The 12,794-nt window shown below is 67.5% G+C and carries 15 protein-coding genes; 5 read left to right on the top strand and 10 right to left on the bottom strand.

Annotation, left to right across the window (positions count from 1 at the left end; all coding sequences use genetic code 11):
* Positions 1 to 5 precede the first annotated feature (5 nt).
* Positions 6 to 731 carry a cutinase family protein gene (locus QRN63_RS03950; protein ID WP_267318996.1) on the top strand — a complete coding sequence of 242 codons (726 nt, stop codon included), beginning with the start codon at positions 6 to 8 and terminating at the stop codon, positions 729 to 731.
* Positions 732 to 739: 8 nt separating this feature from the next.
* Here the strand turns inward: QRN63_RS03950 and truA are convergent, their stop codons facing one another.
* The 8 genes from truA to infA all read right to left on the bottom strand — a co-directional run bounded on the left by truA (position 740) and on the right by infA (position 5,333).
* Positions 740 to 1,603 carry a tRNA pseudouridine(38-40) synthase TruA gene (gene truA, locus QRN63_RS03945; protein ID WP_285029539.1) on the bottom strand — a complete coding sequence of 288 codons (864 nt, stop codon included), beginning with the start codon at positions 1,601 to 1,603 and terminating at the stop codon, positions 740 to 742.
* Positions 1,604 to 1,619: 16 nt separating this feature from the next.
* Positions 1,620 to 2,171, bottom strand: a complete 552-nt coding sequence (gene rplQ, locus QRN63_RS03940; protein WP_133425289.1) for a 50S ribosomal protein L17 — start codon at positions 2,169 to 2,171, stop codon at positions 1,620 to 1,622.
* Positions 2,172 to 2,233: 62 nt separating this feature from the next.
* Positions 2,234 to 3,286, bottom strand: a complete 1,053-nt coding sequence (locus QRN63_RS03935; RefSeq protein ID WP_020101463.1) for a DNA-directed RNA polymerase subunit alpha — start codon at positions 3,284 to 3,286, stop codon at positions 2,234 to 2,236.
* Between the two features lie 84 nt (positions 3,287 to 3,370).
* Positions 3,371 to 3,976, bottom strand: coding sequence for a 30S ribosomal protein S4 (gene rpsD / locus QRN63_RS03930; protein ID WP_267318994.1), 606 nt, complete (start codon positions 3,974 to 3,976; stop codon positions 3,371 to 3,373).
* A 14-nt stretch (positions 3,977 to 3,990) separates the two neighbouring features.
* On the bottom strand, positions 3,991 to 4,407 hold the full coding sequence (gene rpsK / locus QRN63_RS03925) for a 30S ribosomal protein S11 (RefSeq protein ID WP_073696972.1): 417 nt from the start codon (positions 4,405 to 4,407) through the stop codon (positions 3,991 to 3,993).
* 4 nt (positions 4,408 to 4,411) lie between these two features.
* Positions 4,412 to 4,786 carry a 30S ribosomal protein S13 gene (gene rpsM, locus QRN63_RS03920; RefSeq protein ID WP_073696973.1) on the bottom strand — a complete coding sequence of 125 codons (375 nt, stop codon included), beginning with the start codon at positions 4,784 to 4,786 and terminating at the stop codon, positions 4,412 to 4,414.
* Between the two features lie 162 nt (positions 4,787 to 4,948).
* A complete protein-coding gene (rpmJ, locus tag QRN63_RS03915) occupies positions 4,949 to 5,062 on the bottom strand; it encodes a 50S ribosomal protein L36 (protein WP_003879483.1) in 114 nt (37 codons plus the stop codon).
* Positions 5,063 to 5,111: 49 nt separating this feature from the next.
* A complete protein-coding gene (gene infA, locus QRN63_RS03910) occupies positions 5,112 to 5,333 on the bottom strand; it encodes a translation initiation factor IF-1 (protein ID WP_003886926.1) in 222 nt (73 codons plus the stop codon).
* A gap of 265 nt (positions 5,334 to 5,598) precedes the next feature.
* Between infA and QRN63_RS03905 the strand changes: the two genes are divergently transcribed.
* From QRN63_RS03905 to QRN63_RS03890, 4 genes are read left to right on the top strand one after another with little or no spacing between them, the layout of a single operon-like run.
* Positions 5,599 to 7,299, top strand: a complete 1,701-nt coding sequence (locus tag QRN63_RS03905) for an NAD(P)/FAD-dependent oxidoreductase (protein ID WP_267318993.1) — start codon at positions 5,599 to 5,601, stop codon at positions 7,297 to 7,299.
* Between the two features lie 12 nt (positions 7,300 to 7,311).
* The gene (locus tag QRN63_RS03900; protein WP_285029538.1) at positions 7,312 to 8,787 is read left to right on the top strand and encodes an ATP-binding protein; all 1,476 of its coding nucleotides are present in this window, start codon (positions 7,312 to 7,314) and stop codon (positions 8,785 to 8,787) included.
* A 57-nt stretch (positions 8,788 to 8,844) separates the two neighbouring features.
* Positions 8,845 to 9,675, top strand: a complete 831-nt coding sequence (locus tag QRN63_RS03895) for an LLM class F420-dependent oxidoreductase (RefSeq protein WP_267318991.1) — start codon at positions 8,845 to 8,847, stop codon at positions 9,673 to 9,675.
* 15 nt (positions 9,676 to 9,690) lie between these two features.
* Positions 9,691 to 10,539 (top strand): LLM class F420-dependent oxidoreductase, encoded by an 849-nt coding sequence (locus QRN63_RS03890; protein ID WP_285029537.1) that lies wholly within the window; start codon positions 9,691 to 9,693, stop codon positions 10,537 to 10,539.
* A gap of 8 nt (positions 10,540 to 10,547) precedes the next feature.
* On the opposite strand, the gene QRN63_RS03885 is transcribed toward QRN63_RS03890, so the two are convergent.
* Together QRN63_RS03885 and QRN63_RS03880 are read right to left on the bottom strand one after the other, a co-directional pair.
* Positions 10,548 to 11,138, bottom strand: coding sequence for a hypothetical protein (locus QRN63_RS03885; protein WP_285029536.1), 591 nt, complete (start codon positions 11,136 to 11,138; stop codon positions 10,548 to 10,550).
* A gap of 122 nt (positions 11,139 to 11,260) precedes the next feature.
* Positions 11,261 to 12,727 carry an RNA polymerase sigma factor gene (locus tag QRN63_RS03880; protein WP_285029535.1) on the bottom strand — a complete coding sequence of 489 codons (1,467 nt, stop codon included), beginning with the start codon at positions 12,725 to 12,727 and terminating at the stop codon, positions 11,261 to 11,263.
* Positions 12,728 to 12,794: the final 67 nt, after the last annotated feature.

Below are 12,794 nucleotides of genomic sequence, written 5' to 3'. Positions count from 1 at the left end.
CAGCCATGACCCCCCGCTCCGTCATGACGTCCGTCCGGTCTGTCGTCGCCCTGGTCGGCGCGGCAGCGTCGGTTGCCACCGGACTGGTGGCGGCAACGGCCGCAGCCCCTGCAGACGTCATCGGTGCCGCAGCGGCTGACCCCTGTCCCCAGGTGGAAGTGATCTTTGCGCGCGGTCGCAACGAACGACCGGGCACCGGCCGGGTGGGAACCGCATTCGTAGATGCGTTGCGCGCCAAGACACCCCTGAATGTCGGGGTCTACGCGGTGAACTATCCCGCCAACGTCGAAATCGCGCAGGGCGCCAACGACATCAGCTCGCGTATTCAGGACATGGCGGCGCGGTGCCCCGACACCCGCTTGGTCATCGGCGGGTACTCGCTGGGCGCCGCATCGGCGGCCGTGGCATTGACCTCCGACGGCCCGGGTTGGGGATTCAACAGGCCGCTACCGCCGGGGATGGACTCCCATATCGCGGCGGTGGCGCTGTTCGGCAACGTCACCCACCGCATGGGCGGCTCCAACATCGGCCCGGCCTACCTGGATCGCACCATCGACCAGTGCAACGGCGCCGATCCCGTCTGCATGGACGGACTTCCGCAAACCATCACCCAGCTGCAGGGCGACTGGCAGAACCACCTGCAGGACGGCTATATCGGGTCCGGCATGGTCGCTCAGGCCGCCGACTTCGTCGCCGCCCGCCTGGCCCCGCCCCCACCGCCGGCCCCGTGAGTCGTCGCTCAGTCGAGCGTGCGTAAATCCCGGGTGACGGCGATCCGGGACGCCAGCTGATCGTCGGGCGGGTAGTCCACCGACACCAGGGTCAGGCCCCGCGCCGGAGCGGCGGCGTACTCGCTGGACCGGCTGTCGGCCGCCAAAAGGCCTGCGATCCAACCGGGTTCGCGACGACCCTCCCCCACAGCGAGCAGCGCACCGACGAGCGACCGCACCATGTTCCAGCAGAAGGCATCAGCCGTCACGTGGGCGGTGACCAGATCACCCGAGCGCTGCCAATCGAGGCGCTGCAGATCCCGGATGGTCGTCGCGCCCTCCCGGAATCGGCAGAACGCGGCAAAATCCTGCAGCCCCAACAACTCCTGCGACGCCGCCGTCATCGCCTCCAGATCCAGCGGCCGCGACCACGGCATGATGAAGCGGGCCTGCTGCGGCTCGACCCCGAAAGGCGCCAACGACAACCGGTATTCGTAGTGCCGCCGCAACGCGGAGAACCGGGCGTCGAATCCCGGTGCAGCCCGGCCGATCTGACGCACCCGCACATCGGCGGGCAGGAACCGCGCGAGCCGGCGCACCAGCGGCAGGAACTCCGGATCGTCGGGGCGGGGCGTACGCGGATAGACGAATCTCAGCGCGGCAGCAGGCACGTCGACATGCGCAACCTGTCCGGTGGCGTGCACCCCGGTGTCGGTCCGGCCTGCCGTGACCAGACGTACCGGCTCACGGAACACCGTCGACAGCGTCTCCTCGATGACACCCGCAACCGTGCGCTGCCCGGCCTGCGGTGCCCAACCGGCGAATTCGGTGCCGTCGTAAGAAATATCGAGCCGCAAACGAACATGCCCGCTACCTGATTCGGTAGCGGGCATGTCGTTCACAGCGTGATTAGGACTTGGCCTCATCCTCGGTCGCCTCAGCCTCGGCCTCAGCGGTCTGAGCGTCGGCGATGCCCTCGTCGGCAGCTTCGACCTCAGCAACCGGAGCCTCGACAGCGGCTTCCTCAGCGGGAGCCTCGGCCTCGGCAGCCTTCGCCTGAGCGGCGGCCGCGCGACGCGCACGGTCGGCCTCGGAGACGACGGTCTTCTCCCGGACCAGCTCGATCACGGCCATGGGGGCGTTGTCGCCCTTACGGTTCTCGACCTTGATGATGCGGGTGTAGCCGCCCTCGCGGTCCGCGAAATGCGGTGCGATCTCGGCGAACAGGGTGTGCACCACGTCCTTGTCGCGGATCTTCTTCATCACCTCGCGCCGGTTGTGCAGCGCGCCCTTCTTGGCGTGGGTGATGAGCTTCTCGGCGTACGGACGCAACGCCCGGGCCTTGGCATCAGTGGTCTTGATGCGGCCGTGCTCGAACAGCGAGGTGGCCAGGTTGGCCAGGATCGCGGCCTGGTGCGACGACGACCCGCCGAGGCGAGCACCCTTAGTGGGTTTGGGCATTGCAACTTCTCCTAATTGGGGCCGGCCCCCGTATCAGGTAGGGCCGGGACGGAACTTCTTGTTTACAGCTGTTCGGTTTCGGCGTAGTCCTGGTCGGCGTCCAGGTCGTAGCTGGCATCGCTGTTCCAGGTGCCGGTGGCCACGTCGTAGCCGGCGACCTGCGACGGGTCGAACGTGGCGGGGCTGTCCTTGAGCGACAGACCCAGCTGGTGCAGCTTGATCTTGACCTCGTCGATGGACTTCTGACCGAAGTTACGGATGTCCAGCAGGTCCGACTCGGTACGCGAGACCAGCTCGCCGACGGTGTGCACACCCTCGCGCTTGAGGCAGTTGTACGACCGCACGGTCAGCTCCAGGTCGTCGATCGGCAGCGCGAACGAGGCGATGTGGTCTGCCTCGGCCGGCGACGGGCCGATCTCGATGCCTTCGGCCTCGACGTTGAGCTCACGGGCCAGACCGAACAGCTCGACCAGCGTCTTGCCGGCCGAAGCCAGGGCGTCGCGCGGGGCGATCGAGTTCTTGGTCTCGACATCCAGGATCAGCTTGTCGAAGTCGGTGCGCTGCTCGACGCGGGTGGCCTCCACCTTGTAGGTGACCTTCAGCACCGGCGAGTAGATCGAGTCGACCGGGATACGGCCGATCTCGGCACCCGAAGCCTTGTTCTGCACGGCCGGGACGTAACCGCGGCCGCGCTCGACGACGAGCTCGACCTCCAGCTTGCCCTTGTCGTTCAGGGTGGCGATGTGCATGTCCGGGTTGTGCACCGTCACACCGGCCGGGGGCACGATGTCACCGGCGGTGACGGCGCCCGGGCCCTGCTTGCGCAGGTACATGGTGACCGGCTCGTCCTCTTCCGAGGAGACGACCAGGCCCTTGAGGTTCAGGATGATGTCGGTGACGTCTTCCTTGACCCCGGGGACGGTGGTGAACTCGTGCAGGACACCGTCGATGCGGATGCTGGTGACCGCTGCGCCCGGGATGGACGACAGCAGCGTGCGCCGCAGCGAGTTGCCTAGGGTGTAACCGAAGCCCGGCTCCAGCGGCTCGATGGTGAACCGCGACCGGTTCTCGGCCAGCACGTCCTCGGACAGGGTGGGTCGCTGAGAGATCAGCATTTTTCCATCTCCTTCTCGGCACCCGCTATTTGATGCCGGTTGGTTGGTGCCCGCCCGGGATTGGGCGGGCCACCAGAACTCGAATTACTTCGAGTAGAACTCGACGATCAGCTGCTCGGTGAGCGGCACGACGATCTGGGCGCGCTCGGGCAGCTGGTGCACGAGGATGCGCTGACGCTCGCCGACAACCTGCAGCCACGACGGCACCGGACGCTCGCCGGCGACCTCGCGCGCGATCTGGAACGGCAGGGTGTTCAGCGACTTCGGCTTGACGTCGATGATGTCGTACTGCGACACCCGGTAGCTCGGGATGTTCACCTTCACACCGTTGACGGTGAAGTGACCGTGGCTGACCAGCTGACGGGCCATCCGGCGGGTACGGGCCAGGCCGGCGCGGTACACGACGTTGTCCAGACGGCTTTCGAGGATCTGCAGCAGGTTCTCACCGGTCTTGCCAGCCTTGCGGTTGGCTTCCTCGTAGTACTTGCGGAACTGCTTCTCCATGACGCCGTAGGTGAAGCGAGCCTTCTGCTTCTCCTGCAGCTGGGTGCGGTATTCGCTCTCCTTGATCCGCGCGCGGCCGTGCTGGCCGGGCGGGTAGGGGCGCTTTTCGAACGACTGATCGTCACCGACGAGGTCGACGCCGAGACGGCGCGACTTGCGGGTGGCGGGTCCGGTATAACGAGCCATTTTTCAGATCCTCCCTAGACCCGGCGCCGCTTGGGCGGACGGCAGCCGTTGTGCGGCTGCGGCGTGACGTCGGAAATCGCGCCGACCTCGAGGCCGGCAGCCTGCAGCGAACGGATCGCGGTCTCGCGGCCCGAACCCGGGCCCTTCACGAAGACATCGACCTTCTTGACACCGTGCTCCTGCGCCTTGCGGGCAGCGTTCTCGGCGGCGAGCTGCGCGGCGAACGGGGTGCTCTTGCGCGAACCCTTGAAGCCGACGTGACCGGACGAGGCCCAGGCGATGACGTTGCCCTGGGGATCGGTGATCGAGACGATGGTGTTGTTGAACGTGCTCTTGATGTGAGCGGCGCCGTGCGGGACGTTCTTCTTTTCCCGGCGACGAGTGGGCTTGCCGCGCTTGGCCGCAGCGCCGGCTTTCTTGGTGGGTGCCATTTACTTACCTGGCCTTCTTCTTGCCGGCGATGGTGCGCTTCGGTCCCTTGCGGGTGCGCGCGTTGGTCTTGGTGCGCTGGCCGCGCACGGGCAGGCCACGACGGTGGCGCAGGCCCTGGTAGCAACCGATCTCGATCTTGCGACGGATGTCGGCCTGCACCTCGCGGCGCAGGTCACCCTCGACCTTGAGGTTGCCTTCGATGTAGTCGCGCAGCTGGGTCACCTGGTCGTCGGTGAGTTCCTTGGTGCGCAGGTCCCGGTCGATGCCGGTGGCGGCCAGGATCTCCTGGCTGCGGGTACGGCCGATGCCGTAGATGTAGGTCAGCGCGATCTCCATGCGCTTGTCGCGCGGGAGATCAACGCCCATGAGGCGTGCCATCAGGCAGTGTTCCTTTTCGTTGCGGAGGTCTGATCCCAGTCCGTTCCCCGTCTTATCGGGGTCCGGCCTCCGTGCCGGACGTGGTTGAGAGCCGTATGCCCTCAGTGGTACTGGGAGGTCTGCATTCAGTTTTGGGGTGGCGGCTCAGTAAGACTGAGCGAGTTAGCCCTGCCGCTGCTTGTGCCGCGGATCAGAGCAGATCACCATGACCCGGCCGTGACGGCGGATCACCCTGCACTTGTCGCAGATCGGCTTGACGCTCGGGTTCACCTTCACGACTTAGCGATCCTTTTCTCTGTTCTGAACTGGTGGTGCTACTGGGCGCTTACTTGTATCGGTAAACGATGCGGCCACGGGACAGGTCGTACGGAGACAGCTCCACCACGACACGGTCCTCCGGCAGGATGCGGATGTAGTGCTGCCGCATCTTGCCGCTGATGTGGGCGAGCACCTTGTGACCGTTCTCCAGCTCAATGCGGAACATCGCATTGGGCAGGGGCTCGATCACGCGACCCTCGACCTCGATGGCGCCGTCTTTCTTGGCCATACTCTTTGGTAATCCTCTGGTTCTTCGGTTTCGTATCTCATACGCCCGTGCTTGGCGCAGAGCCCACCCCGGCTACAAGAACGTGGACTTAATGCCAGGAAATTCCGGGGAACTTCAGAACAGAGCACGCAAAGAGCCGGCGCAGAACCTGCACCGTTGGTCCACGATACCCGCTCGGACGCCAGGTACCAAAATCCGCGGAGCAGCCGGGCAGACCCCAGGTGGGCGCACCGTCTCCGCAAGTCAGGGCGCATAATGATCAGCGATGACTGGACCCGCTTCCCCGGCCCGCAATCCGGTGATTCTCACCGTGGACGACGATCCTGCAGTGTCCCGGGCGGTAGCCCGCGACCTGCGGAAACACTACGGCGAACGCTACCGGATCGTACGCGCCGAATCTGGACAGGACGCGCTGGTCGCGATCAACGAGCTGCAGCTGCGGGGCGACACCGTGGCGATGTTCATCGCGGACTACCAGATGCCGGAGATGAACGGCATCGACTTCCTGGAACTGGCCATGGACGTGTTTCCGCTGGCCCGCCGCGTACTGCTGACCGCGTACGCGGACACCCATGCCGCGATCAACGCCATCAACCTGGTCGACCTGGACCACTACCTGCTCAAGCCGTGGGACCCGCCCGAGGAGAAGCTGTACCCGATCATCGACGGCCTGCTGGAGGCCTGGCATGAGGTCGGCGACCGCGCCGTCCCGCACACCAAGGTGATCGGCCACCGCTGGAATCCCCGCTCGTGGGAGGTCCGGCAGTTCCTGGCGCGCAACCAGCACTACTACCGCGCCTATTCGACGGACGAGGCCAAGGGCAAGCAGCTGTTGACCGCCGCCGGCCTCGACGGCCTCGAGCTGCCGGTGGTGATCTCCGAGCAGGGCGAGACGCTGGTCCAGCCGACCGATGCCCAGCTGGCCGAGATGCTCGGACTGGCCACCACCCCGTCGCTGGAGATGTACGACCTGGCCGTCATCGGCGGCGGACCGGCCGGCCTGGCGGCCGCGGTGTACGGCGCGTCCGAGGGCCTGCGCACGGTGCTGATCGAGCGCACCACCACCGGCGGACAGGCGGGCCGCAGCTCGCGCATCGAGAACTACCTGGGCTTCGAGACGGGCATTTCGGGCGCCGAGCTGACGACGTCGGCACGGCGGCAGGCCGAGCGCTTCGCCGCCGAGGTCATCACCACCCGTGAGGTCGTCGGGCTCGACGTCTCGTCGCTGGCCAGCAAGACGCTGACCTTCGACGACGGCCGGAGCATCACCGCGCGGTCGGTCATCCTGGCCACCGGCGTCGACTACCGGCATCTGCAGGTGGCCGGGTGCTGGGAGGACCCCGACAGCGTCGGCAACAGCTATGTCGGCAACGGCGTCTTCTACGGCGCCTCGGTGTCGCAGGCGTCCGAATGCGCGGGCGAGGACGTCTACATCGTCGGCGGCGCAAACTCCGCCGGCCAGGCCGCGATGTTCATGTCGCAGCAGGCCAAGTCGGTGACGCTGCTGGTGCGCGGCAAGTCGCTCGAGGCGTCGATGTCGTACTACCTGATCCAGCAGATCGAGAACACCCCGAACATCAACGTCCGGACCTGTACCGAGGTGGTCGACACCTGCGGCGAGGACGGGCATCTGACCGGGCTGTGGCTGTTGAACAACGCCACCGGCGAGCGCGAGCACGTCGAGTCCACGCGGCTGTGCTGTTTCATCGGCGCCACGCCGCGCACCCAGTGGCTGGAGAACGCCGGCATCGCCCGCGACGACCACGGCTTCATCCTCACCGGCCCGGATCTCAAGGACGTCTGCGGCTGGAACCTCGACCGGCCGCCGCACCACTTGGAAACAAGTGTGCCCGGTGTGTTTGTTGCAGGTGATGTCCGCGCTGAATCGGCCAAACGGGTCGCAGCCGCGGTTGGCGAAGGCTCGATGGCAGTGATGCTGGTGCACCGGTATCTGGCCGAGACGTAGGAGGAGACCGGTATGGGCGAGACGTGCGCGCGAAGTGAACTGAAAACGCTGTTCCTGTTCGAGGCACTGACCGATGAGCAGTTGGACACGCTGTGCGCCAACGGTCACATCGCGACGTTCGAGCCCGGCCCGGTCTGCACCGAAGGCGAGCCGGCCACCTGCTTCTACGTCATGCTCGACGGTGAACTGGTCATGTCGATGAAGTCCGGCGGCATCGACATCGAGACCAACCGCACCTCGATGCGCGGCGTCTACTGCGGCGCCTGGTCGGCCTACATCCCCGACGAGCAGCCGGTGTACGAGGCGTCGGTGCGGGTGACCAAGCCATCGCGGTTCTTCGTCCTGGACGCCAACGCCTACGCCGACTTCATGCGCAAAGAGTTCCCGATGGCGGTGCACCTGCTGGAGGGTCACAAGGTCGGTGGCCGCCGCGGACGCCAGATCGTCGGGCAACGCGAGAAGCTCCTCGCCCTGGGCCAGCTTTCGGCGGGTCTGACCCACCAGCTGAACAACCCGGCCGCCGCGACCGCCCGCGCCGTCGCCGACCTGCACGACCGCATCGGCAAGATGCGGCACAAACTGGCCATGCTGGCCGACGGCCAGGTCAGCCCGCAGTCGCTGCGGGTCCTGGTCGGTATCCAGGAGGGCATCGCCGAACAGGTGGCCAAGGCCAGAACCCAGGAGCTGTCGGCCATCGAGGCGTCCGACCGCGAAGACCAGATCGGCGAATGGCTCGAAGACCACGGCATCGCGGCCGCCTGGGACTACGCCCCCACTTTCGTCGACGCCGGCCTGGATGTCGCTTGGCTGGAAGGCATTTCGTCGTCCCTCGGTGAGGGCGACTCGTCCGCGACGCTGCAGGGCGCGCTCGGCTGGTTGAAATACACCATCGATACCGAGTTGCTGATGTGCGAGATCTCCGAAGCTAGCAAACGGATTTCGACGCTGCTGGCCGGCGCCAAGCAGTACTCCCAGATGGACCGAGCGCCCTACCAGAGCGCCAACGTGCACGACCTCCTGCGCAGCACGCTGATGATGTTCGGTGACCGCATCGGCAAGGACGGCACCACCTGCGTCAAGGTGGTCAAGGAGTACGACCCCGCGCTGCCCGAATTGCAGTGCTACCCAGCCGATCTCAACCAGGTGTGGACAAACATCATCGACAACGCACTGCAGGCCATGAAGGGCTGCGGCGTACTCACGATCCGGACCAAGCGCGTCGGCGACGACACCGTCCGGATCGAGATCAACGACAACGGCCCGGGCATCCCGCCCGACGTCATCGAGCGCATCTTCACCCCGTTCTTCACGACCAAGCCGTTCGGCGAAGGCACTGGGCTCGGACTCGACCTGGCGTGGCGCATCATCTGCGAGAAGCACCACGGGAACATCTACGTCGAGTCCAAACCGGGCGACACCACATTCATCGTCACGCTGCCCGTGCACGCGCCCGCGCCCGAAGAGTTCCCGGCCGCGGCAGCGGGATAGTTCAGCTCACCGCGCGCCGAACGGAATAGCCGCCCGCGCCCCGGAGTTGCCGCAAAGGTGACCAAACCAGACCTTGGGCGCTACGGCGTATTCGGGCGCGGCGCCACGCCGCAACAGGCAGCAGAAATCGAGGCGCTGGGCTACGGCGCCATCTGGGTCGGGGGCTCCCCGCCCGCGGAACTGGACTGGGTCGAGCCACTGCTCGGCGCGACGGAGCGACTGAAGGTCGCGACCGGCATCGTCAACATCTGGACGGCCGCCGCCGGACCGGTGGCCGAATCGTTCCACCGCATCAACACCGCCTATCCGGGCCGCTTCCTTCTGGGCATCGGCGTCGGGCACCGGGAGGCCATCGCCGAGTACAAGAAGCCGCTCGATGCGCTGAACGAGTATCTCGACAAGCTTGACGAGTACGGCGTGCCGAAAGAACACCGGGTGGTGGCCGCGCTCGGTCCGCAGGTGCTGAAGCTTTCGGCCCGGCGCAGCGCCGGTGCGCACCCGTATCTGACCACTCCGGAGCACACCGCCGAGGCGCGGGAGTTGATCGGGCCGGACGCGTTCCTGGCGCCCGAGCACAAGGCGATCCTGACGACCGATGCGGAGAAAGCCCGGGCCGTCGGCCGCCAGGCCCTGGAGATTTACCTCAATCTGAACAATTACCTCAACAGCTGGAAGCGGTTGGGGTTCACTGACTCTGACGTCGCCAAGCCCGGCAGTGACCGGCTCGTCGACGCGGTGGTCGCCTACGGCACCGTCGACGCGATCGCCGCCCGGCTCAAGCAGCACCTCGACGCCGGCGCCGACCACGTACCGGTTCAGGTGCTGACGTCGCCCGAGAAATTGGTACCCGCACTGACCGAACTCGCCGGCCCGCTGGGCCTGCGGTAACTGGAAGGATCGCGCATGAGCAAGCTGGATCTGGGCCGTGTCGGGGTGTGGACGTTCGGCGCCCCGACGCCCGAGCAGGCCGCCGAGATCGAGAAGTTGGGTTACGGCGCGGTGTGGCCGGGCGGCTCCCCCGCAGGCGACTTGGCGTTCGTCGAGCCGCTCCTGGCCGCGACGGACAAGCTGCAGGTCGCCACCGGCATCGTCAACGTGTGGACGGCGCCGGCCGCGCAGGTCGCCGAGTCGTACCACCGGATCGAGGCCGCGTACCCGGGCCGGTTCGTGCTGGGCGTCGGCATCGGCCATCCCGAGCACACCAAGGAATACCGCAAGCCGTACGACGTCCTCGTCGAATACCTGGACGAACTGGACGCGGCGGGTGTTCCCGTCGGGCGCCGCGTGGTGGCGGCCCTCGGCCCGAAAGTGTTGCGGCTGGCGGCCGATCGCAGCGCCGGCGCCCACCCGTACCTCACCACACCCGAGCACACGGCTGAGGCACGCAAGCTCATCGGACCGGAGGCGTTCCTGGCGCCCGAGCACAAGGTCGTGCTCACCGACGGTTCGGCCGAGGCGACCGCGGAGGCCCGGGCCATCGGCCGGCAGACCGTCGACTTCTACCTGAATCTCAGCAATTACCTGAACAATTGGCGCCGGCTCGGCTTCTCCGAGGACGACATCGCCAAGCCCGGCAGCGACGCGTTGATCGATGCGGTCGTCGCGCACGGCACGCCCGATGCCATCGCGGCGCGGCTGACCGAGCATCTCGACGCGGGCGCCGATCACGTGACCGTCCAGGTACTCGGCGGCGGGGACAAGCTGTTGCCGACGCTGACGGCGCTGGCGGGTCCGTTGGGCTTGCGCGGATAGCCTGGCGCTCAGCGCTTTTGGCCTTGGCCGTCCTGCTGGTCGTGCTGCCCGTCCTGGTGCTGCCAGATGCGGCGCGGCCAGTTCCAGTGCGGCCCGTGCTGCGTCGGCTTCGGGGTCTCGGCGGCGGGCGGCACGGCAACCGGCTGCGGCGGGGCGACGGCCTTCGGCGCGACGGCGACGGGAGCGCTCGCCACGCTGGCGACCGACGCCGGTGCCGGACCGGCCACATGGCCGGCGGTCGGCAACGGGGCCGGAGCCGGCGCGACATACGGAGTTGACCGCGTGTGGTCGACGACGGCGACGGGTGTCGATGGTTCGTCGTTGCCGCCGAACAGGATCGCACCGAGCGCGGCGACGACGGTGACCCCGCCGAACACCATCGCAACGAGCGCGACCCGCGTGCGTTTGGGCGTCCGCGTCGACGCGTCGGGTGCGGCCGGCCGCGGACCCGGGGCCACGGGTTCTTCCGGTTCTTCCGGGTCGGCCAGTGACCAGGCCAGCGCATCGACCGGCATCGTCGGCGACCCGTGGAGGTTGCCGCTGGCCGGGTCGGACGAGTACTCCAGGTTCGGCAGCGTGGCGGTCATGGCAGTGGACATGGCGTGCTCCTTCGTCGTTCTTGCGGTCCCGGTCGGGCGGCTCTCACAGGTAGGAGTCGCGCGGCACCCACGACGGGACAACTTTTTGCGGGCTTTTGCTTTTCGGCTCGAGATCGGCCGGACTAGTAGATGATCGGCGGCTGCGTCGTCGTCACCGGTGCCGGCTCGATGGGCCCCACGGGGCCCGTGGGCAACGGCCGCGGCCGGGGCGGCTTGGGCGTGCCGACCGGTGTCGTCGGGGTCGGCGATGGGAGCGGCTCGGTGATGATGGGCGGCGTCTGGCTGGGCGACGGCTGTTCGGAGACGACGGGCGGCCGCGGATGGTGCGGCGGCAACGGCCGCGGCGACGGCTGGGGCGTCACGACCGGCGCGGCCGGCGGTAGCGGCACTGGCGCCGGCGACTGCTGAGGTGGCGGAACCGCCTGTGGCGGAAGGACCGTCGTCGGCTCGACGGGAGCCGTGACGACCGCCGTCGGGCTGGGCGGCGGCGGGGGCGCGACGGTCGTGGTCACCGGGTTTTCTGGCGTGGTGCTGGGCGGCGCGGTGACCGAGGTGGTGACGCCTTTCGGACTGACGGGCGCGTTGGTTTCGTATCGCCAGGCGATGGTCAGTGCCAGCACGATCAGCGGAACGCCGATCAGCAGGGACATCGTCAGCATCACTCTGCCGTTGGGCTGACGTGTGGCGGGTTCCGCATCGAGACCGCCGGCCGCGGCGAACTGCTCGGTCGGCGCATCCGGCAGCCCACCCTGCGCCTCGGTGGGTGCGCTGCCCAGATCGGCCGAGGCCGAGGTCAGCTGAATCCGGTTGAGGGTGTGGTCCCGAAGCCAGGCCGGCGCGGGGATGAACAGCGGGGTGCCGCCGAGCAGCGCGACGGGGTTGACCATCCGGCGTCGGTCCTGATCGCACGTCGGGCAGCTCTCGATGTGCCGGGCGATCCGCTTGCGCATCAGGATGGTGAAGGTCCCGTCCCACCCGTCGAGGATGGTGCCCAGCTCCGCGCAGCTGTTGCCGCTCTGCCCGCGCCGGGCTACCAGCAGCGCGCCCAGCGAGCGTTCCATGGTGTCGCGCAACCGCTGCATGATCTTCTTGGCGCTGGCGGTACTGACGCCGAGCGCCTCGGCAAGTTCGGGCCCCTCGAGTCCGTGCCGGTAGCCCAGCTCCAGCACCGCGCGGTCCCGGTCGGACAACCCGCCGGCCGCTTCGGCGACCAGTTTGGCCAGTTCGTTGCGGGCTGCCAGGGTGTCGGGCCCGGCGTCACCGGACGCCTCGTCGGGCAGTTCGTCGGACGGTTCTTCGCGGCGCCGCTGCCGGATCCGGCGCAGCGCCTCGTTCCGGGCGATCGCGTACAGCCAGGGGCGCAGCTTGTCGGGTTCCCGCAACTTGTCCAAAGCTGTTGCGGCAGTGCAGAACACGTCCTGGACACAGTCAGCGGCGGCATCGCGATCCCGGACCATGCCCACACAGAAGTCGTGGAGCCGGTCGGCATAGCGGTCATAAATACCGGCAAATGCCATGCGGTCCCCGGCGAGCGCGGCGCCGACCAAGTCGGCGTCGCTGACGATGTCCCAATCTGGCACTGCGGTCATGAGACGGGCTCCCGTACCGAATCGATCGCCGGTATGCGCTGATGTTAGTCCGGCGAAGGCGAGCTGG

The organism is Mycolicibacterium sp. lyk4-40-TYG-92 (genome assembly GCF_030209435.1).
Taxonomy (GTDB): Bacteria; Actinomycetota; Actinomycetes; order Mycobacteriales; family Mycobacteriaceae; genus Mycobacterium.
This window is presented reverse-complemented; position numbering and strand designations above follow the sequence as displayed.